This window comes from Caballeronia fortuita (assembly GCF_001544835.2).
GTDB lineage: Bacteria > Pseudomonadota > Gammaproteobacteria > Burkholderiales > Burkholderiaceae > Caballeronia > Caballeronia fortuita.
On sequence record NZ_FCNX02000008.1, the window covers coordinates 318,064 to 338,579 of the forward strand.

Below are 20,516 nucleotides of genomic sequence, written 5' to 3' on the forward strand. Positions count from 1 at the left end.
CGGTTACTTCGACAGGGCGCGCATGGCGGTTTCGAGGCCGGCCATCGTCAGCGGATACATGCGATTGCCGAGCACGTTGCGGATCGCGGAGATCGACTGGCGATATTCCCATAGCCGCTCGGGCTCGGGATTGAGCCACGCGTGATGCGGGAATTGATCGGCGAGGCGGCGCAGCCACACCGCGCCCGCCTCGGCGTTGTTGTATTCGACGGAGCCGCCCGGCTGCAGCACTTCGTACGGGCTCATCGTGGCGTCGCCGACGAAGATCAGCTTGTAGTCCGGCGTAAATTTGTGCAGCACGTCGAAGGTCGGCGTGCGTTCCGTGTGACGGCGGCGATTGTTCTTCCACAGATAGTCGTACACGCAGTTGTGGAAGTAATAGAACTCGAGATGCTTGAACTCGGCCTTCGCCGCCGAAAACAGCTCTTCGACGCGCTTGATGTGATCGTCCATCGAACCGCCGACGTCGAGCAGCATCAGCACTTTCACGTTGTTGTGCCGCTCGGGCACCATCTTGAGATCGAGCCAGCCCGCATTCGCGGCGGTGCTGCGGATCGTGTCGGGCAGATCGAGTTCTTCGTTCGCGCCTTCGCGCGCGAAACGCCGCAGGCGCCGCAGCGCGACCTTGATGTTGCGCGTGCCGATCTCGACCTGATCGTCGTAGTCTTTGTACGCGCGCTCGTCCCACACTTTCACTGCCGTGCGATTACCCGACGATTCCCCGCCGATACGAATGCCTTCCGGGTTGTAGCCGCCATGCCCGAATGGCGACGTGCCGCCCGTGCCGATCCACTTGTTGCCGCCTTCGTGACGCTCCTTCTGCTCGTCCATCAGTTCCTTCAGGCGTTCCATCAGCTTGTCGAGGCCGCCGAGCGCCTCGATGCGCTTCTTTTCTTCCGCCGTGAATTCGCGTTCGAGCCGCTTCCTGAGCCAGTCGAGCGGAATGTCGAAGGCTTCGTCGGGCAGCTGCGTCAGGCCGTGGAAATACGCGCCGAACGCGCGATCGAACTTGTCGAAGTACTTCTCGTCCTTCACGAGCGTCATGCGCGCGAGGAAGTAGAACTCGTCGAGCGACGGCGAAATGACTTGCGCCTTCAGCCCTTCGAGCAAGGTCAGATATTCCTTCACCGAGACGGGCAGCTTCGCGTCGCGCAGCGAGTAGAAGAAGTCGATCAGCATGGCGCGCTCTCCATCGTGCTTTAGCGGTCGAGGCGGTAGTTCAGGTTCGCGCGCACCGCCGGCCATTCGGAGCGGATGATCGAGAACACGACGGTATCGCGCAACACGCCGTCGCGCCCGACCTGATGATTGCGCAGAATGCCGTCCTGCTTCGCGCCGAGCCGCGCGATCGCCGTGCGCGACGCGTGGTTCATGAAATGCGTGCGGAACTCGACGGCGATGGCATCGAGCTTGTCGAACGCGTGCGCGAGCAGCAGCAGTTTGGCTTCCGTGTTGAGCGCGGTCTTCTGCACGCGTTTCGCATACCACGTATGGCCGATCTCGAGCCGCCGGTTCGCTTCGTCGACATTGAAATAGCGCGTCGAGCCGACGATGTCGCCGGTCTTCGCATCGATCACGGCGAACGGATGCGCGCCCAGGCGATCGCGCATGTCGAGCGCGGTGTCGATATACGCGCGCGTCTTGTCGGGCGAGGGCACGAAGGTGTACCAGAGCTTCCACAGTTCGCCGTCGCGCGCGGCGGCCGCGAGCGCCGCTTCGTGCTCGGCCGTGAGCGGCACGAGCCTGACGTGTTCGCCTTGCAGCGTGACGGGTTCGATCCAGCGGCTCATGGTCTTATCGATGATTGCGGTTCATGAAGAGCAGCCGCTCGAAGAGCGCGACGTCCTGTTCGTTCTTGAGCAGCGCGCCGTGCAGCGGCGGCACGATCTGCTTCTGATCCGGCGAGCGCAGCGCTTCGGGTGCGATGTCCTCGGCGAGCAGCAGCTTGAGCCAGTCGAGCAGCTCGGACGTCGACGGCTTCTTCTTCAGCCCCGACACGTTGCGCAGTTCGAAAAAACTTTGCATCGCCGCCGCCAGCAGGTCCTGCTTGATGTTGGGGAAATGCACTTCGACGATGGCCTTCATCGTCTCGGCATCGGGGAACTTGATGTAGTGGAAGAAGCAGCGGCGCAGGAACGCGTCGGGCAACTCCTTCTCGTTGTTCGACGTGATGATGACGAGCGGCCGATGCTTCGCCTTCACGAGCTCGCGCGTCTCGTAGACGTAGAACTCCATGCGGTCGAGTTCGCGCAGCAGATCGTTCGGAAATTCGATGTCCGCCTTGTCGATCTCGTCGATGAGCAGCACGCTTTGCTCGTCCGACTCGAACGCCTGCCACAGCACGCCCTTGACGATGTAGTTGCGGATGTCCTTCACGCGCTCGTCGCCGAGTTGCGAATCGCGCAGGCGCGAGACCGCGTCGTATTCGTAGAGACCTTGCTGCGCTTTCGTGGTCGACTTGATGTGCCATTGCAGCAGTGGCATGCCGAGTGCTGCCGCAACTTCTTCCGCGAGCATGGTCTTGCCGGTGCCGGGCTCGCCCTTGATGAGCAGCGGCCGTTGCAGCGTCACCGCGGCGTTCACCGCGAGCTTGAGATCGTCGGTTGCGACGTATTGCGATGAGCCTTCGAAACGCATGACGAAGATCCGGTTGGCAAAAAAATCCCAGTATAAGTCAGAAGACCTTTCGGCATTGAGGCGCGCCGGGTATCGTTTGAGCCGCTTTATCGGCGGGCGCGCGAGCCTTCCCGGACGCGCGTGAAGCGCGCGCGCAAGCGGGCTCATCGCTTGTACAGGGACGAATTGTCGCAGGCCGGACCGCTGCTTTTCAGCCGATTCCCCTTGCCAGCAAGGCTTCGGCGCGGTTCGCGTGTGGACGGAGGGTAGGTCGCGCGGTACAATTAGCGCGATTTTTTTGGCCTGCGCGGCGACAGACCCTGCAGCAGCGAACAGTCCCGAGAAGCTTGTATTGCGCTCGGCGCGGGCCGCGGCCTTGTGAGCGCCGGATTTCCCCTCAAGCCAGGTTAGAAGAGCTATGAACAATTTCGTCGGCAAATGTGCCGTGATTGCAGCGCTGTCCGGTCTCGCCGGCTTCGCGAGTGAGGCGTCGGCCGACGTCGTCGGCAACGCGAAGGCCGCGGAGGGCAAGGTCGCGATGTGTATCGGCTGCCACGGCATCCCCGGCTATCGCACCGCGTACCCCGAAGTCTACGAAGTGCCGATGCTGGGCGGCCAGAACGCACAGTACATCGCCAATGCGCTGCACGCCTACAAGAAGGGCGACCGTCATTTCGACACGATGCGCGCCATCGCGACGACGCTGTCGGATCAGGACATCGCCGATATCGCTGCGTATTACGCCGCGCAGACTCCCCAATCGAAGAACAATCCCGACAAGTGATCCGCGCGTGAGAACGCAAAGCGACAACGGGTAGGAGAATTCATGAAGCCGTCCAAGGCACTTCATTCAAGCTTCAAGGCAGCGGGCGCAGCAGCGGCGCTCATCGGCATGACGGCGTTCGGCAGTGCGCACGCGGCAGACGTGAGCAACGGCAAGGCACTTTCCGACAGCCACAACTGCGCGGCCTGTCACGGCCCCGGCCTCAACAAGCCGGTGAGCGGCGAGTATCCGCGTCTCGCGGGTCAGCATGCGACGTACATCTACTGGGCGCTGCGCCAGTATCAGATCGGCGGCAACAATCCGAACTTCGGCCGCAACAACGCCATCATGGCGGCGCAGGTGCAAAGCCTGTCGCAAAGCGATCTGAAGGATCTCGCCGCGTATATCGAATCGCTCGACGGCAGTCTCGTGCTGAAGAAGTAAGCGCGCGGCGTTCGCGGTCTTGCATCGAGCAACACCCCGCTTCGCAAGCGGGGTGTTTTCATTTCGGCGGGATCAATCGCCAGGATCGCTCAATCACGCGACGCGCGGCGCTCGATGAGTGCGAGATACGCGTCGGTGTCGGGCGGCGTGCCGGAGCGCTGCGCTTCCCAGATCACCTGTCCGAGGCAGTCCATGATCGCATGCTGCGCGTCGTGCGGCGAGCCGAGGCGCGCGACGAGCCTGTCGTGCGCGCGGCGGATGCCCGGCGGCTGATCGATCGACAATTGCTCGCTGATCGCGAGATGCATCGACAGATGCAGGAACGGATTGGTCTGGCCGCGATCGGGCGAGTAATCGGCCTCGCGCGATTCGGGGTTCACGAGCGCGTCGTGATATTCCGGATGCTCGCCGATCCAGTCGGCGGCGATGCTTTCGAGCGGCGTCAGAATCTCGCCGGCGCGCTCCTTGCGGCACGTTTCGGTGAAGAACTGGCGAACTTCGTCGCGGCTGGGGTTGAACATAACGTGTTGATTCGATTGCGGGTTCCGAGCCCGCTATTTTAAACCGCGACGCGCCCCGCCTGCCCGGACCGCCGTCATTCGACCGGCGCGGGCGTCTTTGGCCGGAATTCGCAGAGCGGTTCGATCGCGCAATGCCAGCATTCGGGCACGCGCGCCTTGCAGACGTAGCGTCCGTGCAGGATCAGCCAGTGATGTGCGTCGTGCAGAAATTCCTTCGGCGTGAATTTCTCGAGCGCGGTTTCGACGGCGCGCACGTCCTTGCCCGGCGCGAGCCCGGTGCGATTCGCGACGCGGAAGATATGCGTGTCGACTGCGATCGTCGGTTGTCCGAACGCGGTGTTCAGCACGACGTTCGCCGTCTTGCGTCCGACGCCCGGCAACGCTTCGAGCGCCTCGCGGCTGTCGGGCACTTCGCCGCCGTATTGATCAGCGAGGATGCGGCACGTCGCGATCACATTCTTCGCCTTGGTGCGATAAAGCCCTATCGTGCGGATGTATTCCGAGACGCCTTCCTCGCCGAGCGCGAGCACCGCCGCTGGCGTATTGGCGACGGGAAACATCTTGCGCATCGCCTTGTTGACGGAGACGTCGGTGGCCTGCGCGGACAGCATCACGGCGATCAGCAGTTCGAACGGCGTCGTGTATTCGAGCTCGGTCTTCGGATGCGGATTCAGGCTTTGCAAGGTCTCGTAGATCGCGCGGCGCTTCGTGGCGTTCATGGCTCGTCGCTTTCGTCTGGATGGGACGCGTTCGCGCCGTCCGAAAGGCCGAGACGGCGGCGGCGCGCGTCGGCTTCATCGATTTGCGCCTGCACCGCCGGGCTCACGTGCTCGGTGTTTTTCGGACCCGCGCCGAGCTTCGCCATTTCTTCCTTCTTCTTGCGCGCGCGTTCCAGCGCGGCCTGGATGATCGCGCGTTTCTTCGCTTCGGGATCGTCGCTCGCGGGCGGTGTGTCGTGCGCTGCGGGCGCCAGGTCAGGCGCCCGCTGTGTCTCGCGCGCCTTCTGGCGCGCGTTCGCCCGCGCCTGCGCTTCGGCGCGTTCGCGTTCGAGCCGCGCGACGCGGCGATCATGCCGCGCGCGCGCCGCATCGGCTGCTTCCTGGCTCCACGCATCCCAGCCGGTGCGCTCGCCCGTCACGGGCACCATCGCGATGCAGTCGACCGGGCAGGGCGGCACGCAGAGATCGCAGCCCGTGCACAATTCGGCGATGACCGTGTGCATCTGCTTCGCCGCGCCGACGATCGCATCGACCGGGCACGCCTGCATACATAGCGTGCAGCCGATGCACACGTTCTCGTCGATGACGGCGACGGGCCGCGCGCGTTCCACGCCATGCGTCGTATCGAGCGGGATATCGGGCTTGCCGAGCAGCGCAGCGAGCCGCGCGACGCCTTCAGCGCCGCCGGGCGGGCACTGGTTGTAGCTCGCCTCGCCCGCGGCGATGGCGTCGGCGTACGGCCGGCACGCGGGATAGCCGCACTTGGTGCATTGCGTCTGCGGCAGCAGGTCTTCGATGCGCTCGGCGAGCGTCTTGGGAACGGTTGCGGTCACGGGGAGTTGCGATGATGCCTTGGGGACTGGCGCAGCGGGTACGCAGATCGTCGATGGAAATACGTCCGACGCGAAGAAAACGCTTCGGCGTCCACGACGACCGCACGCTGCCTGTTGGGCGCGCGTACCGCTTTGCGGGCGCGCTCGGCTTTATTCGACATTATCGCCGAAGTCGTCAACAGTCGTGCCGGATGGCTTGCAATCCCAATTGCCAAGGTCGTTCGATGTGCGCATAATCGAAGCGCTTTTCCGTTTGACCGCAGGACGGTGTTTCCCAATAACCCTGGGCAGCGCCCGTTCACGTCATGTACCCCAACGCGGGCCGCGTGACGCTAATCCGGCAACGCGGCTCCCGAGTCATGCCACCATGAATCAGCCGAAAATCAAAAGAGATCCTGAAGGCACCCGGCGCCGTATCTTGCTTGCCGCCGCTGAAGAGTTTGCGGCGGGAGGCTTGTTCGGCGCCCGCGTCGATCAGATTGCGCGCCGGGCAGAGACCAACGAACGCATGCTCTACTACTACTTCGGTAGCAAGGAGCAGTTATTCACCGCCGTGCTCGAACATGCGCTCGCCGCACTCGTCGATGCCGAGCGCACGCTCGAACTCGACGGCATTGCGCCCATCGAAGCAATGACGCGTCTCGCGCATTTCGTCTGGGATTACTACCGGGATCATCCGGAATTGCTGCGCCTCATCAACAACGAAAATCTGCATGAGGCGAGATATATCAAAGGATCGAACCGGATCCGCGAACTGATCTCGCCGATCGTCACGACGCTCACGGCGATCCTCGATCGTGGCCAGAAAGCCGGATTGTTTCGCACCGACGTCGACCCGCTGAAGTTCTACATCGTTCTCTCGGGACTCGGCTATTACATCGTGTCGAATCGCTTCACACTGGAAGCCACTTTCGGGCTCGATTTCAGCGAGCAGATGCAGCGTGAGCAGATCGTGCGGATGAATACCGAATTGCTGCTTGCCTATCTGACGCGGCGCTGATGCTTGCGGGTTCGAACCCGCAGCTTGCGTCGTCATAAAAAAACGTCGCGCCTTTTGCAAGGCGCGACGTTTTTGTTTGCCGCGATGGAATCGGTCCCGGCGCGCAAACGCTCAGGCAGGCACCGCTTCGGTCTTCGGCGTCTTGTCGTGCTCGAGGATGAACTCGCGCAACTGCGGATACACCATCGTGCGCCAGCGGCGGCCCGAGAAGATGCCGTAGTGGCCGGCTTTCTCCGCCGTGAAGTGCCGCTTGTGCTTCGCCGGAATGCCGGTGCACAGGTCGTGCGCGGCGCGCGTCTGGCCGCTGCCGGAGATGTCGTCGAGTTCGCCTTCGATCGTGAAGAGCGCGGTGTGCTCGATGTCCTGCGGACGCACGAGTTCGTCGTTCACTTCCCACGTGCCTTCGGCGAGGCGGAACTCCTGGAACACGACGCGGATCGTTTCGAGGTAGTACTCGGCGGCCATATCGAGCACGGCGTTGTATTCGTCGTAGAAACGGCGATGTTGCTCGGCGTCTTCATCGTCGCCGCGCAGCAGATTTTGATAGAAGTCCCAATGGGCCGTGAGATGGCGCTCCGGGTTCATCGCGACGAAGCCCGCATGCTGCAGGAAGCCCGGATACACCTTGCGTCCGACGCCCGGATAGTTCGCCGGCACCGTATAGATGACGTTGTTCTCGAACCATTCGTACGAGTGCTCGTTCGCGAGCGAATTGACGGACGTGGGACTGCGGCGCGCGTCGATCGGGCCGCCCATCATGGTCATCGTGCGCGGTGTGTCTTCGCCCCGGCTCGCCATCAGCGAAATGGCGGCAAGCACCGGCACCGTCGGCTGGCACACGGAGATCACATGAAGATCCTTCGCGCCGATATGACGGATGAATTCCTGGATGTATTCGACGTAATCGTCCAGATGGAACGGGCCGTTCTCGATCGGCACCATGCGCGCGTCGATCCAGTCGGTGATGTACACCTTGTGATCCTGCAACAGCGTCTTGACGGTGTCGCGCAGCAGCGTGGAATGGTGGCCGGAGAGCGGCGCGCACACGAGCACGATCGGCTCGTTCTTGAGCTTGGTGACGGTCGCGCTGTCGTCGGCGAAGCGCTTGAAGCGCAGCAGGCGGCAGAACGGCTTTTCGAGCACCGTCTGCTCGACGATCGGGATGTTGTGACCGTCCTTGACGATCTGATGGAGATCGAACTCGGGTTTTTCATAATCCTTGCCGAGCCGATAGAGCAGTTCGTAACCCGCGGCGAGACGGCTCGAACCGGGCACGTAGGCGAGCGGACTGGCCGGGTTGACGAACGACTTGGACGCGGCCTGGGCCCATGCTGTGAGGGGAGACAGCAAAGCTCGCTGGAATTCGTGAATTTGATAGAGCATGGTTGCCCCAGTAACTCCGGTGGAAACCGGTGTGCCCGTTGATTCCGGCAACTGATCCGGAGATGAGCGTCAACGGCATTCGATGACCCCGGCGGCACGACGGGCTGTCGCCATGCTGCCGGGCACTGTCTTTCCTGCGATGCTGCCAGCGCGTCTTTCCTGCACGTTATCGACTCACGAACACTCGGGTTCGAGTCAGCGCAAGATTTTCCGCGCATTAAACATTCAATTCAACCGATCGGTCGAAATTGCCTGCCTGAAAACAACACATTCTCCCATTTTGCGTTTTGTGCGTTGCACCAATATTACGGTACAAACACCGTTTTAGCCAAACGAAACAGCGATTTAAGACTTTCCAGTCGCGGCATCGACCTCGGCCTGCGCGCCGGCGTCCGCATGATCTTCACCGCCGCCAGGCTGTCCGGTCGCCTTTGCCATTTCTTCCTCGTGACGCATCAGGTTCATCCCGGTGTGCACGAGCGCCACGTGCGTGAACGCTTGCGGAAAATTCCCGACCATGCGCTTCGCCACCGTGTCGTACTCCTCGGCCAGCAGCCCAACGTCGTTGGCGAGGCCGACCAGGCGCTCGAACATCGAATGGGCTTCGTCGATCCGGCCCTGCAGCGCCAGATTGTCGACCAGCCAGAAGCTACAAGCCAGAAACGTGCCTTCCCCGGGCGGCAGGCCATCCGCAACCTCGGCGGTGTGATAGCGCTTGACCAGGCCATCGTGCGTCAAAGTGGTCTCGATCGCATGTACGGTTCCGGTCACTCGCGGATCGTTTGGCGGCAAAAAACCGAGCAACGGAATGAGCAGCAGGCTCGCATCGAGCGCGTCGCTGCCATAGGCCTGCGTGAACGAGTTCAGCGCCGGGTTCCAGCTCTTCTTCAGCACTTCTGCGCGGATGCGCGAGCGCATTGCGCGCCAATGGTCGATCGGGCCAGGCAGTTCGAACTTCTCCGCCGACTTGATCGCGCGGTCGTACGCGACCCACGCCATCACCTTCGAGAAGGTGAAATGCTGCTTGCCGCCACGCACTTCCCAGATGCCTTCGTCGGGTTCCTCCCAGATCGTGTCGAGGTGCTGCAGCATGGCGCACTGGATCGACCACGCGGTCTCGTCGCTCTGCAGGCCGCCGACGCGCGCGAGGTGCAGCGCGTTCATCACTTCGCCGTAGACGTCGAGCTGCAACTGGTCGACCGCGCCATTGCCGATACGCACCGGCGCCGCGCCTTCGTAGCCCGGCAGCCACGGAATCTCCCATTCGGGGAGACGCCGCTCGCCCGCGATGCCGTACATGATCTGGATCTGCGCGGGCGACCCGGCCATCACGCGGCCGAGCCATGCGCGCCACGCGCGCGCTTCGTCGTAGTAGCCGCCGCGCATCATCGCGAGCAGGGTGATGGTGGCGTCGCGCAGCCAGCAGTATCGATAGTCCCAGTTGCGCGTGCCGCCGAGCTGCTCCGGCAGCGACGTAGTCGGCGCCGCGACGATGCCGCCCGTCGGTTCGTATGCGAGCGCCTTGAGCGTGATGAGCGAGCGGCGTATCGCGCTCGCATAGCGGCCCTTCAGCTCGCTTTGCCCGGACCATTCGCGCCAGTGGTTTTCGGTGCGCGCGAGTTGCGTGTGCGGATCGGATGCGTGCGGCAGGCGCAGATGCGACTGCGAATAGCACAGCGAGAAGGGCACGCGCTCGCCCGCGCTGATATCGAAGCTGGCCGTCGTGTGCATGTTCTCACCCACGAGATCGACAGGCGTGCGCAGCACCGCGAGATCCGGCCCGGCGATCGCGCGGATGCCGCTGTCGTCGGGAAGGCGGCTGACCCACGGCACGGCCGAGCCGTAATCGAAGCGCAGCACGAGTTCCATCTTCATGCGCACCGTCCCGCGACGTCCGATCACGATGCGAACCAGTTCCGAATGCCCATTGCGCAGCGGCATGAAATCGACGATGGTCACCGCGCCGTGCGGCGTTTCGAAATCCGTTTCGAGGACCAGTGTGTCGTCGCGATAACGGCGCGTGACGATGGGCGATTGGCCGTCGGGCATGTCCGGCGCAATGAGCCATCGGCCGTGCTCGGGCGTGCCGAGCAGCGCGGCAAAGCACGCGCCGGAGTCGAAGCGCGGCCAACAGAGCCAGTCGACGGATCCGTCGCGGGAAATGAGCGCCGCGGTGTGGCCGTCGCCGACCATCGCATAGTCTTCGATCAGTGCTGGCATAAGCGAACATCTTCCTGCTGGCGGCGCGGTCCGGATCGATGCGCGCCGCGGGTTGAGCAAAGTATCGGGACGCCGCGCGCCCCGAGCGAAGCGCGGCGTCATCGACAAAACGCAATGGGACGCCACGCATGCTTTCTGGCCGCATTCTGCCGCAATCGTTCGCAGCAAGCAGAAAACCGGGCCGTTTTCCCTGACGAACGACCCAAGGTTAAGGGCTAACCGCCGTTGAAAAACGATTCGACTGATGTTTAGAATGACGTTTCACACGTTGAACTTCGTTTTCTTTCACTTGTCTTTCAGTCTGTTCCCGGTGGCGCGGCGCGCGGGTCTTGCAGACATTTCGCGTGATGTGCCGTCCGGCCTCCAACGCAGTGTTTACGAGGAACCGGAAGCCCATGCTCTATCCGTCGAAAGCCGACTGCATTGCAGTACTCTCCGCCGCGAGCCGCGTCTCGGACGAGGAAATGCTGCTCGCGCTCGATCACAAACACCTCGGCCTGTCGCGCAACGCGATGGAAACCGCCGCCGCCTTCCTCACGGAACGCGGCTGCTTCAACCGCTACACCTTCGGCGCGGGCGGCGTTTGCGTCGGCGCGCTGTCCTTGCAGGGGCGCCTGCGTCTCGATCAACTTGCGAACGGCTGACACGATCCGGCCGTGACACTTTGCGCACGCGCACGGAACGGCCCGTTGCGCGTGCGTTTTCATATCCGATGATCCACGGAACCCGCGAAGCGAATCGGCGTCACAACCGACAGTCGCGCGGCGCTCGCGCGCCCGTCAGAAATGGGCCGATCCCATCCCGAACAGGCCGATCAGCCCGATCACGATCAGATAGATCGCGACGATGAAGTTCAGCAGGCGCGGCATGATGAGAATGAGGATCCCGGCGATCAGGGAGACGAGCGGGCCGAGGCTTAAGTGAATGGTCATCGCGGCAACTCCTGTTGTTGGTTCGAATCGTGTCGGCAGGCCTTGCGTGGCGCGGGGCGCGTTGTTCCTTTGGAGCGGAATTTGCTCCCGCACATCCTTGGGCCTTGCGATGTCGGCGAATTCGCGCGTCGCTCCCGATAACAAACATCGACAACGTCAGCACGCATCGAAGAAACGAAGAGGAGGTTTCATGCACCCGAGCCATCCCCGCGGCGCGAATTCGCTCGTGTCCATATTGCAAGACGCGCGCCCGCTGCGCATGCGGCGCATCGCGTGGGCGAAGGGCATCGCGCTGATGCTGTCGCTGGCGGCGGCGCAGAGCTTTGCGCAGACCGCCACGACGTCCGGTACGCCCGACACGCCGGCCGCCGCGAGCGGCCCGATGACGACGGGCAACACGAGCGGCGATGTCTACGATCTGCTCATCGGCACCTACACGGGCGGCGGCAAAAGCGAAGGCATCTACGTTTATCGCTTCGATACGGGCAGCGGCGAACTCTCGCGCATCGCGTCGGCGCAGACGGTCAATCCGTCGTATCTCGTCGTGAGCCGCGACCGGAATTACGTGTATGCGGTGAACGAATTGCCCGGCGACAACGGCCCCGCGACACAGCGCGGCGGCGTGAGCGCCTTTCGCTTCGATCGCGCGAGCGGCCAGTTGAGCTTTCTCAACCGCGTTTCGTCGGAGGGCAACGATCCGTGCTATCTCGCGATCTCGCCCGATGGCAAGTACCTGCTCACCGCCAATTATTCGGTCGCGTCGAATCCGGGCGGCAGCTTCGCTGTCTTTCCGCTTTCATCCGACGGCCATATCGGCGGCTCGGTGCTGACCGTGCACCACGAAGGCGGCGGGCCGGTGAAGGGCCGGCAGGACAATTCGCACGTCCACTCGACCGTGTTCTCGCCCGATGGCAAATATCTCTTCGCGCAGGACCTCGGCGTCGACAAGGTATTCGCCTATCGATACACGCCAGATCCTGCCGCGTCCAGCCGCGGCCTCTTCGGTCCGACCGAAGCGCGCTACACGTCGATCAAGCCCGGCTCCGGGCCGCGCCATCTGATCTTCGACGCGAGCGGCAAGCACGCGTATCTGACGACCGAACTGAACGCATCGGTATTCGTGTTCGATTACCGCGACGGCAATCTCACGCAAGCGCAGGTCGCGTCGATGATCGCGCCCGGCTTTCGCGGCAAGATCGGCGGCGGCGCGATCCATCTGTCGCCGGACGGACGCTTCCTCTACGCCACCAATCGCGGCGACGCGAACGAGATTGTCCAGTTTTCCGTCGATCCGGCGAACGGCCATCTGAAGTACGTCAAACGCTATCCGACGCTTGGCAAGACGCCGCGCGAATTCGCGATCGATCCGACTGGGCGATGGCTCATCGTCGGCAATCAGGAAAGCGACAGCGCATACTTCTTCCGCCGCGATCCGCAGACGGGCGAACTCGCGTCCGATCCGAAGCGGCTGTCGATCGGCTCGCCGGTCGACTTCAAGTTCGTGTCGCCTTCCTGACGCGGCGGCCGGCGCGACCGAGCGCGGCCCGCGCGCCGCGACCCACAAGGCGGCACGGTCCGACGACGATGAAAAAAACACTGGTCAACGCGGTCACGGTTTCGATGTTGTGCGCGCCGTTCGCGGCGCACGCGGACGGCAAGACGTGCGATTACAAGCGCGACTGGATGTCGTCGGCGTGCGAGCGCGTGATGCGCGTCGCGCACGACGGCACGTGGGATCTCTACGTGACCGGCTACGGCTGGCATATCGACGGCTTCGACAATCGCAGCGAACTGAACCCGTGGTCGTATGGCGGCGGCGCGGGCAAGCACTGGACCGATGCGAACGGCAACGAGGACATCCTGTTTGCGTTCGCCTTCTCCGATTCGCATCACAACTTCGAGCCGATCGGCGGCTACGCGCGCCAGTGGTACACAAAGTCCGTGCTAGGCGGCCTGCAGGCGGGCGGCGGATTCTTCGTCGGCTTCACGGCGCGCAGCGACGTCGCGCATTATCTGCCGTTGCCGCTCGCGCTGCCGATCGGCTCGATTCGCTACCGGCGCGCATCGATCATGGCGACGATCATCCCGCGCATTCCCGGTCTGAACGACGGCGATGTCGCGTTCTTCTGGGGCCGCTACGAGTTCTAGTAGCATGATTTGCGATGCGTGCGTTTTCGCATCGAACTGAAAGGTTTACTGAGGAAAACGAAAGGTAATGGCGGGGAATGCAAGCTTGAACACGACTCAAACATCCGAACGGCCTGCCAGCCGCAGCGAACCGGCGCCGCCGGGATTCATCACCGCGTTTAGCTTCGCGGGTGGCGAAGCGCTGCGGCTCGGCTGGGACGAAGCGCGCGCGTCCGTCGCGGGCGACGGCCCGACGTGGCTGCATCTATCCGCGAACGACGACACCGTCGAAGGCTGGCTCGAAGGCGTCACGTCGATGCCCGATGTCGCGCGCGAGTTCCTGAACGGCGAGGACAAGCGGCCGCGCGTGCACATCGGATCGAACTTCATGTACGGCGTCGTCGCGGACCTTGAACTCGTCGCCAAGACGCCCGATGCCGCCGCGCCCGGCGCGCGCGAGGCGAATCGCGCAACCGGCGCGCTGCGCTTCTACGTCGACCGGCATCGCATGATCACGGTGCGCGCGCGGCCGCTGCAATCGACCGACCGGCTGCGCCACGCCGTGCTCGAAGGCACGACCTTCCGCGATACCGTCGATCTCTTCGCGGGCCTGATCCGCGCGCTGAACGACACGTTCGCGGACCGTATCGATGAAATTGGCGATTGTCTCGACGATGTCGAGGAAAGCGTGCTCGAAGGCGGCCACGTGCGGTGCCGCGCCGTGCTAGGCGACGTGCGGCGGCGTCTGGTGGAAGTGCGGCGTTTCATCGATCCCGAGCGCAACGCGTTGACGCAGCTCGTCCTGCGCCGCCTCGAATGGGCCGAGCCGCGCTCGATGGAAGCGCTCGTGCAGGCGATTCAGGTGTTGAACGGGCTGGGCGGCGGCCTGGAAGGACTCTACGAGCGCGCGAAGCTGTTGCAGGACGAGATTGCCGCGGCGCTTTCGGAGGACATCAACCGCAAGCTGCTGTGGCTCGCGATCATGTCCGCGTTGCTGCTGCCCGCGACGCTCGTCACGGGCATCTTCGGCATGAACGTCGCGGGATTGCCGGGCACGAAGGATCCGGCATCGTTCTGGATCGTCGTCGGCGTGATGACAGGCTGCGCCGCCATCACCATCTTTCTGCTGCGCCGCCTGCGGCTCTGGTAGCGCGCACTGCGCGACGTACTCCGCCGCTTACTCCGCCGCTTATTCCGCCGGACCCGGCGGCGCGAGCACTTCGCGGTTGCCGTTGTTGCTCATCGCGGAGACGAGGCCGGCCGCTTCCATCTGCTCGACGAGCCGCGCCGCGCGGTTATAGCCGATGCGCAATTGCCGCTGCACCGACGAAATCGACGCGCGCCGCGTGCGCACGACGAACGCGACGGCTTCGTCGTAGAGCGGATCGGCTTCGGCATCGGGCGTGTCGCCGAACATGTCCTGCGTGCCGCCGCTCTCGCCGGTCGGACCGGAGAGAATGCCTTCTTCGTATTCCGGCTCGCCGAACTGCTTCAGATGCTCGACGACGCGATGCACTTCGTCGTCCGCGACGAACGCGCCGTGCACTCGCTGCGGATAACCGGTGCCGGGCGGCAGGAACAACATGTCGCCCGCGCCGAGCAGCGATTCCGCGCCCATCTGATCCAGAATCGTGCGCGAATCGATCTTCGACGATACCTGGAACGCCACGCGCGTCGGAATGTTCGCCTTGATGAGGCCGGTGATGACGTCCACCGAAGGTCGCTGCGTCGCGAGAATCAGATGGATGCCGGCCGCGCGCGCCTTCTGCGCGAGACGCGCGATCAACTGCTCGATCTGCTTGCCGGCGACCATCATCAGATCCGCCAGTTCGTCGATGACGACGACGATCAGCGGCAGCGTCGACAGCGGCTCGGGCGCGTCGGGCGTGAGCGAGAACGGGTTCGTCAGCTTCTTGCCCGCGGCTTCGGTGTTGCGGATCTTCTGGTTGAAGCCTTGCAGATTGCGCACGCCGACCGCCGACATCAAACGGTAGCGCTTTTCCATCTCGCCGACGCACCAGTTGAGCGCGTTCGACGCGAGCTTCATGTCCGTGACGACCGGCGCGAGCAGATGCGGAATGCCTTCGTAGACCGAAAGCTCCAGCATCTTCGGATCGATCATGATGAGACGCACGTCCTCGGGCTTGGCCTTGTAAAGCAGCGAGAGGATCATCGCGTTGATCGCGACCGACTTGCCCGAACCGGTCGTGCCCGCGACGAGCATGTGCGGCGCCTTTGCGAGATCGGTGACGACCGGATTGCCGACGATATCCTTGCCCATCGCGATGGTCAGATTCGACTTCGACGCGCTGTACACGTCGTCTTCGAGAATCTCGGACAGGCGGATCATCTGGCGCTTCGTATTCGGCAATTCGAGGCCCATGCAGGTCTTGCCGGGAATCGTCTCGACGACGCGGATCGACGTGAGGCCGAGTCCGCGCGACAGATCCTTCATCAGCCCGACGATCTGGCTGCCGCGCACGCCGAGCGCCGGCTCGACCTCGAAACGCGTGATGACCGGACCCGCCGACGCGCCGACGACCGTCACCGGTACCTTGAATTCCTGAAGACGCTGCTCGATCAACTGGCCAGTTTCGTTCAGACGCTCTTCCGATACAGGCTCGACTTCGCCGGAGGCCGGTTCGAGCAGATCGAGCGTCGGCAATTCCACCGACGATGCGTGCGGCGCGTGGAATTCGAATTCCGTCGGCGTGGAGCCGCGCACGGGCGGGCGCGGTTCGGGCGGGGAGGGCGGCGGCGCGGAGGGAGCGGACGACGCGGGCGGTGCTAGCGGGGCTGACGGCGCGAGCGCGACGCCGGGAAAGCGCACGATGTTCGACGGCGACGCGAATTCGTCGCCCGCGACCTGGCGTTCGATGCTCGGCGGTTCTTCGTCCTCCGCCGGCATTTCGTCGGGCTCGTCGGCCACGCGCAGCAGCGATGGGGCAGGGGGCTCGCCGTGGACATCGGCGGAATCGGGGGCGTCGAGCCATGGGGGCGTCTGCGCCAGATCGCGCAGGTCGTCCTCGGGTTCCGGCTCGAGCTCCGGCTCCGGCGTTCGGGCCACGGGCGCGCGTTCGGCCGGAACGTTCGCACGCGGCAGCGGCGGCTCGGACGGCAATTCGATCCGCGGCGTTCCCGGCACGGCGATCTCTTCGACTTCGTCTTGCTTCTGCGGCTCCGGTTCGATCTCCGCGATCTCTGCAATCTCCGCGACCGGCGGTTCGACCGCACGCGGATCAAGGAGCGGCGGCGGCTCGATGGGCGCGGCCGCGATCACATGCGCGTCGATGCGAGTGCTGGTTTCCTGCGCTTTCACGGCTGACGTCACGTCAGGCGTCGTTTCGACGATGCGCTCGACGCTCGTCGCGCGCTCCAGTGTTTCCGTGGTTTCCGTTGTTTCCGCCTTCGGCAGAACTTCGGGTTGCACAGCGCGCGTCATCGCGACATGGCCGCGAGCGAGACTCGCGCCGGCCAGCGACGTCCACATCGCAGTTTTTTCCTCGATGGAGCGCAGCGTCGCCTGAATCGCTTCGGGCGCGGGCGGCGGTCCCGGCGGCGCGGACGGACGCGAAAACGCGGGCGCGGCGAGCGGCGCGGAGGCGAAGTTGCGCGTCGCGGCGGCCGGCGCCGGACGCGCGGGCGCGCGCCGGAAACCCTGCGGCGCGTGCAGTGCCGGCGATGACGGCGGCGTGCGCGCCGCCACGGACGTCGACATGCTCGCCGTGACCGACGATCGCTGTGCGGGCATCGACGTCACCGGGGCGCGCGGACGGTCCATGCGCGGCGCGGGCGCAGGCGCGCGCGGCTTGTCGGCGGCGACGGACGCGCGCAAACCCGATCCCGACGGCTCGAACGCGGACGGCTCACGCGGCGCGAACGGCGCGCGCGCCTCCCGATGGCCCGACGACGCCGGTGACTTCAGCCAGCCCGAAGGCGCGACCGGCTCGCTCTGCGTCACCGGACGCGCGACGCCCGCTGCCTCGAACGCGGGACGTTTTGCATACGCTTCGGCGGTGGCGACGGCGCTCGCGGCGGCCGCCACGGTGCGGCTCGCGGCGCTCCTGCCCGTCGCTGGCGGACGCCACGGCGTCGGCCGCTGATAGCGCGTGCTGCGCGGCGCGGCCGGCAGGCCGAGCGTCGGCTCGTCGCTCGACGTGCGCGGCTGCGGCGCATCGAAACGGTCGTTGCGATGCGCGCGTTCCTGCGTATCGCGCGCGGCTCGCTCGCGGGCGCGGCGTCCGAACCAGTTGCTGGACTTGTCGTGCGCAATGTCGCGGCGGGGCGAGCTTTGGCGCGGTTCGCTGTCGCGCTCGCGCGGCGTGACCCAGCTTTGCGGCAGGCCGAAGCCGAAGGCGTCGTCGGCCCAGGCGAGCACCGAACGCCAGCTGAACTCGATGAGCCAGGGCAGAAAGATCGCGAGGACGACCGCCGCGATCGCGCCCGCGCCGGCCAGATGCGCCGGCCCGCTCAGGAGCGCGGCGAGCGCGCGTCCGCAGCGATTGATGTTCAACTGCGTTTCGAGCGCGTTGACGAGCGCGCCCTCGAGCGTGCTGCTCGCGATCAGCACGGCGATGAAGCCGAGCCAGAGGCGGATCGTGCCGGGGCCGCGCACGCCTGCGCTACCTGGAAGCGCCTGCCTGACGATGCGCCAGGCGAGCGGAAGGAACCAGACGACCGATGCACCGAACCAGCCGAGAACTACCATGTGCATGCTTGAGATTGAATCAATGTTGGGTGAAACGGATGAGACCGCTGCCCGGCCGCGCGCGATCGTGCGTGCTGGCCGGACCGTTCGATCGAGCAGTTTAACGGCTGGCGCGTGCCGACGACGCGCATGCCGCAACTACGCAACACATCACTTCGTGCGCGGCGCGAAGGTAAGCACCTGACCGTCGTCGAGCGTCAGTTGCAGCGCTTGCGGCGGATTCATCTGGACGCCGCTCTTCGCAATGTGCGCGAGCGCGTCGAGATAAGGCCGCTCGAGCGCCGCGCCCGCGCCTGACGTACACGCCATGCGCGTGCCGGCGAGCGGGCCGAGCGTGAGCTTGCCGTCCTTCAGGTCGTATGCGCCGGAGAAGCGGTTGCAGCCCGAGAAGCCGCTCGCCTGCCGACGTCCGCTCGCGGTCGATAAATCGAGCGTGAGCGGTTGCGCGTTGTTCTCGCCCGCGTGCGGCACGGCGCGCGGCTGGCCGCTCGCATCGGTCCAGCTCGAAAGCTCCCAGCGCGTGTCGTCGAGCAGTTGCGTGGCGGCGGGATTGTACGGATTGGTGGGCGGGGCGCTCGCATCGGTGTGCCTGGGCATCGCGCAGCCCGCGACGACGCTTGCGACCACGAGCGCGCACGCGCACCAGGCCAGCGAACGCGCTTTGTTTCGCGACAGGAGATTTGACGATGAGCGCGGCGCACGAGACGCGGGCGCGCGATGAAAGGGCGTGGGCATCGATGATCCTGAAGCTGGCGAAACCGTAAGGGTATCGCACGCGTCCTACACTTTGTCTAGCACCCGTATGCAACAAAATGATCGGCGCGGGCGCGAATTCGCGTGCGGATGCCGCTCGCGACGACGCTGTCAATAGACCGGATGGCAAAGTGTTGCGCCCGGCGCTGCGTGTTAGCATCCCGCCCAATTCAGCCGCTTTGCGTTTGCTTTGCGCTTGCTTTGAACTTCATTGGCCTCGTCATCCGAATCGATTCTGGAGCACTCATGCAGACCGACCCACTCCGCGCTGGCGCGACGCGCATCGGCACGCCGCTTTCCCCCGACGCCACGCGCGTGATGCTGCTCGGCGCGGGCGAACTCGGCAAGGAAGTGATCATCGCGTTGCAGCGGCTGGGCGTCGAAGTGACTGCGGTCGACCGCTATGCGAATGCGCCCGGTCATCAGGTCGCGCATCGCGCGCACGTGATCGACATGACGGACGCCGCCGCGCTGCGCGCGCTCGTCGAGAAGGAAGCGCCGCATCTGATCGTGCCGGAAATCGAGGCGATCGCGACCGATGCCCTCGCCGATATCGAAGCGGCCGGCGTTTCGACCGTCATTCCGACGGCGCGCGCCACGCAACTCACGATGAATCGCGAAGGCATCCGGCGCCTCGCCGCCGAGGAACTGGGCTTGCCGACTTCGCCTTACGCGTTCGCGCAGTCGCTCGACGAGATGAAGGCGGCGATCGCGGCGATCGGTTTTCCGTGCGTCGTGAAGCCGGTGATGTCGTCGTCGGGCAAAGGGCAGTCGGTGCTCAAGCGCGACACCGACATCGAGCCGGCATGGAATCACGCGATGGCGGGCGGGCGCGTGAACCACGGGCGCGTCATCGTCGAGGGCTTCATCGACTTCGAATACGAAATTACGCAACTCACCGTGCGCGCGGCGGACCCGGCAAGCGGCGCAACGCAGACCTATTTCTGCGATCCGATCGGCCATGTGCAGGTCGCGGGCGACTACGTCGAATCGTGGCAGCCGCAGGCGATGAGCCCCGCCGCGCTCGCGAAATCGCGCGATGTCGCCGCGAAGGTCGTGACGGCGCTCGGCGGCCGCGGCCTCTTCGGTGTCGAGCTGTTCGTGCGCGGCAACGACGTCTGGTTCTCCGAAGTGAGCCCGCGTCCGCACGACACCGGCCTCGTCACGCTCGCGACGCAGCGCTTCTCCGAATTCGAGCTGCACGCGCGCGCGATTCTCGGCTTGCCTGTCGATACCGCCTTGCGCGCGCCCGGCGCGTCGGCTGTGATCTACGGCGGGCTGGATGAGGCCGGTATCGCGTTCGAAGGCGTCGCCGAGGCGCTCGCTGTGCCCGGCGCCGATTTGCGGCTGTTCGGCAAGCCCGAGAGTTTCGTGAAGCGCCGCATGGGCGTCGCGCTCGCGACGGGCGCCGATACGGACGAAGCACGCGAGCGCGCGAAGCTCGCGGCGTCGAAAGTCAGGCCGGTTTCGGCCAGATGACCGGCGTCGCGTAGCCGA

The 20,516-nt window shown here is 64.8% G+C and carries 19 protein-coding genes; 8 read left to right on the forward strand and 11 right to left on the reverse strand.

Annotation, left to right across the window (positions count from 1 at the left end):
- Positions 1-3: 3 nt before the first annotated feature.
- The 3 genes from AWB77_RS17675 to AWB77_RS17685 are packed head-to-tail and all read right to left on the reverse strand — an operon-like array spanning position 4 to position 2,637.
- On the reverse strand, positions 4-1,179 hold the full coding sequence (locus AWB77_RS17675) for a vWA domain-containing protein (protein ID WP_061135718.1): 1,176 nt from the start codon (positions 1,177-1,179) through the stop codon (positions 4-6).
- A 20-nt stretch (positions 1,180-1,199) separates the two neighbouring features.
- Complete coding sequence (locus AWB77_RS17680) at positions 1,200-1,790, reverse strand: GNAT family N-acetyltransferase (RefSeq protein WP_061135719.1); 591 nt, start codon at positions 1,788-1,790, stop codon at positions 1,200-1,202.
- Positions 1,791-1,794: 4 nt separating this feature from the next.
- On the reverse strand, positions 1,795-2,637 hold the full coding sequence (locus tag AWB77_RS17685; protein ID WP_061135720.1) for an AAA family ATPase: 843 nt from the start codon (positions 2,635-2,637) through the stop codon (positions 1,795-1,797).
- Between the two features lie 397 nt (positions 2,638-3,034).
- On the opposite strand from AWB77_RS17685, the gene AWB77_RS17690 reads away from it, so the two are divergent.
- Positions 3,035-3,400 carry a c-type cytochrome gene (locus tag AWB77_RS17690; RefSeq protein WP_008350687.1) on the forward strand — a complete coding sequence of 122 codons (366 nt, stop codon included), beginning with the start codon at positions 3,035-3,037 and terminating at the stop codon, positions 3,398-3,400.
- A gap of 42 nt (positions 3,401-3,442) precedes the next feature.
- Complete coding sequence (locus tag AWB77_RS17695) at positions 3,443-3,823, forward strand: c-type cytochrome (RefSeq protein WP_061135721.1); 381 nt, start codon at positions 3,443-3,445, stop codon at positions 3,821-3,823.
- Positions 3,824-3,912: 89 nt separating this feature from the next.
- Here AWB77_RS17695 and AWB77_RS17700 read toward each other — a convergent pair whose 3' ends face one another.
- The 3 genes from AWB77_RS17700 to rsxB form a co-directional block, all read right to left on the reverse strand.
- The gene (locus tag AWB77_RS17700; RefSeq protein WP_061135722.1) at positions 3,913-4,344 is read right to left on the reverse strand and encodes a DUF1841 family protein; all 432 of its coding nucleotides are present in this window, start codon (positions 4,342-4,344) and stop codon (positions 3,913-3,915) included.
- Positions 4,345-4,418: 74 nt separating this feature from the next.
- Positions 4,419-5,063 (reverse strand): endonuclease III, encoded by a 645-nt coding sequence (gene nth, locus AWB77_RS17705; RefSeq protein ID WP_061135723.1) that lies wholly within the window; start codon positions 5,061-5,063, stop codon positions 4,419-4,421.
- A complete protein-coding gene (rsxB, locus tag AWB77_RS17710) occupies positions 5,060-5,896 on the reverse strand; it encodes an electron transport complex subunit RsxB (protein ID WP_061135724.1) in 837 nt (278 codons plus the stop codon). Before rsxB ends, nth begins: the two co-directional genes overlap by 4 nt.
- Before the next feature lie 367 nt (positions 5,897-6,263).
- On the opposite strand from rsxB, the gene AWB77_RS17715 reads away from it, so the two are divergent.
- Positions 6,264-6,896, forward strand: a complete 633-nt coding sequence (locus AWB77_RS17715) for a TetR/AcrR family transcriptional regulator (RefSeq protein WP_061135725.1) — start codon at positions 6,264-6,266, stop codon at positions 6,894-6,896.
- Between the two features lie 111 nt (positions 6,897-7,007).
- Here AWB77_RS17715 and AWB77_RS17720 read toward each other — a convergent pair whose 3' ends face one another.
- Complete coding sequence (locus AWB77_RS17720) at positions 7,008-8,279, reverse strand: polyhydroxyalkanoate depolymerase (protein WP_061135726.1); 1,272 nt, start codon at positions 8,277-8,279, stop codon at positions 7,008-7,010.
- Between the two features lie 345 nt (positions 8,280-8,624).
- The gene (locus tag AWB77_RS17725; protein WP_061135727.1) at positions 8,625-10,499 is read right to left on the reverse strand and encodes a glycoside hydrolase family 15 protein; all 1,875 of its coding nucleotides are present in this window, start codon (positions 10,497-10,499) and stop codon (positions 8,625-8,627) included.
- A gap of 395 nt (positions 10,500-10,894) precedes the next feature.
- Between AWB77_RS17725 and AWB77_RS17730 the strand changes: the two genes are divergently transcribed.
- A complete protein-coding gene (locus AWB77_RS17730) occupies positions 10,895-11,143 on the forward strand; it encodes a hypothetical protein (protein ID WP_061135728.1) in 249 nt (82 codons plus the stop codon).
- Positions 11,144-11,278: 135 nt separating this feature from the next.
- Here the strand turns inward: AWB77_RS17730 and AWB77_RS34455 are convergent, their stop codons facing one another.
- Positions 11,279-11,431 carry a DUF3096 domain-containing protein gene (locus tag AWB77_RS34455; RefSeq protein ID WP_074168899.1) on the reverse strand — a complete coding sequence of 51 codons (153 nt, stop codon included), beginning with the start codon at positions 11,429-11,431 and terminating at the stop codon, positions 11,279-11,281.
- Between the two features lie 190 nt (positions 11,432-11,621).
- Between AWB77_RS34455 and AWB77_RS17735 the strand changes: the two genes are divergently transcribed.
- The 3 genes from AWB77_RS17735 (at position 11,622) to AWB77_RS17745 (ending at position 14,708) form a co-directional block, all read left to right on the forward strand.
- On the forward strand, positions 11,622-12,947 hold the full coding sequence (locus tag AWB77_RS17735) for a lactonase family protein (protein ID WP_061135729.1): 1,326 nt from the start codon (positions 11,622-11,624) through the stop codon (positions 12,945-12,947).
- A gap of 68 nt (positions 12,948-13,015) precedes the next feature.
- A complete protein-coding gene (locus AWB77_RS17740; RefSeq protein WP_061135730.1) occupies positions 13,016-13,579 on the forward strand; it encodes an antimicrobial peptide resistance and lipid A acylation PagP in 564 nt (187 codons plus the stop codon).
- 85 nt (positions 13,580-13,664) lie between these two features.
- On the forward strand, positions 13,665-14,708 hold the full coding sequence (locus AWB77_RS17745) for a CorA family divalent cation transporter (protein WP_244158564.1): 1,044 nt from the start codon (positions 13,665-13,667) through the stop codon (positions 14,706-14,708).
- 39 nt (positions 14,709-14,747) lie between these two features.
- Here the strand turns inward: AWB77_RS17745 and AWB77_RS37560 are convergent, their stop codons facing one another.
- Positions 14,748-18,266 (reverse strand): DNA translocase FtsK, encoded by a 3,519-nt coding sequence (locus AWB77_RS37560; protein WP_445343885.1) that lies wholly within the window; start codon positions 18,264-18,266, stop codon positions 14,748-14,750.
- 150 nt (positions 18,267-18,416) lie between these two features.
- A complete protein-coding gene (locus tag AWB77_RS17755) occupies positions 18,417-19,001 on the reverse strand; it encodes an META domain-containing protein (RefSeq protein WP_061135733.1) in 585 nt (194 codons plus the stop codon).
- Positions 19,002-19,265: 264 nt separating this feature from the next.
- Between AWB77_RS17755 and purT the strand changes: the two genes are divergently transcribed.
- Positions 19,266-20,498 carry a formate-dependent phosphoribosylglycinamide formyltransferase gene (gene purT / locus AWB77_RS17760; protein WP_061135734.1) on the forward strand — a complete coding sequence of 411 codons (1,233 nt, stop codon included), beginning with the start codon at positions 19,266-19,268 and terminating at the stop codon, positions 20,496-20,498.
- Positions 20,499-20,516 lie beyond the last annotated feature (18 nt).

Bases quoted from the DNA above. Each gene is read 5' to 3' on its own strand.
- AWB77_RS17740 (WP_061135730.1), top strand. From the start codon at position 13,016: ATGAAAAAAACACTGGTCAACGCGGTCACGGTTTCGATGTTGTGCGCG.
- nth (WP_061135723.1), bottom strand. From the start codon at position 5,063: ATGAACGCCACGAAGCGCCGCGCGATCTACGAGACCTTGCAAAGCCTG.
- AWB77_RS37560 (WP_445343885.1), bottom strand. From the start codon at position 18,266: ATGGTAGTTCTCGGCTGGTTCGGTGCATCGGTCGTCTGGTTCCTTCCG.
- AWB77_RS17675 (WP_061135718.1), bottom strand. From the start codon at position 1,179: ATGCTGATCGACTTCTTCTACTCGCTGCGCGACGCGAAGCTGCCCGTC.
- AWB77_RS17695 (WP_061135721.1), top strand. From the start codon at position 3,443: ATGAAGCCGTCCAAGGCACTTCATTCAAGCTTCAAGGCAGCGGGCGCA.
- AWB77_RS17680 (WP_061135719.1), bottom strand. From the start codon at position 1,790: ATGAGCCGCTGGATCGAACCCGTCACGCTGCAAGGCGAACACGTCAGG.
- purT (WP_061135734.1), top strand. From the start codon at position 19,266: ATGCAGACCGACCCACTCCGCGCTGGCGCGACGCGCATCGGCACGCCG.
- AWB77_RS17735 (WP_061135729.1), top strand. From the start codon at position 11,622: ATGCACCCGAGCCATCCCCGCGGCGCGAATTCGCTCGTGTCCATATTG.
- AWB77_RS17700 (WP_061135722.1), bottom strand. From the start codon at position 4,344: ATGTTCAACCCCAGCCGCGACGAAGTTCGCCAGTTCTTCACCGAAACG.
- AWB77_RS17715 (WP_061135725.1), top strand. From the start codon at position 6,264: ATGAATCAGCCGAAAATCAAAAGAGATCCTGAAGGCACCCGGCGCCGT.
- AWB77_RS17730 (WP_061135728.1), top strand. From the start codon at position 10,895: ATGCTCTATCCGTCGAAAGCCGACTGCATTGCAGTACTCTCCGCCGCG.
- AWB77_RS17720 (WP_061135726.1), bottom strand. From the start codon at position 8,279: ATGCTCTATCAAATTCACGAATTCCAGCGAGCTTTGCTGTCTCCCCTC.
- AWB77_RS17755 (WP_061135733.1), bottom strand. From the start codon at position 19,001: ATGCCCACGCCCTTTCATCGCGCGCCCGCGTCTCGTGCGCCGCGCTCA.
- AWB77_RS17725 (WP_061135727.1), bottom strand. From the start codon at position 10,499: ATGCCAGCACTGATCGAAGACTATGCGATGGTCGGCGACGGCCACACC.
- AWB77_RS34455 (WP_074168899.1), bottom strand. From the start codon at position 11,431: ATGACCATTCACTTAAGCCTCGGCCCGCTCGTCTCCCTGATCGCCGGG.
- AWB77_RS17685 (WP_061135720.1), bottom strand. From the start codon at position 2,637: ATGCGTTTCGAAGGCTCATCGCAATACGTCGCAACCGACGATCTCAAG.
- AWB77_RS17690 (WP_008350687.1), top strand. From the start codon at position 3,035: ATGAACAATTTCGTCGGCAAATGTGCCGTGATTGCAGCGCTGTCCGGT.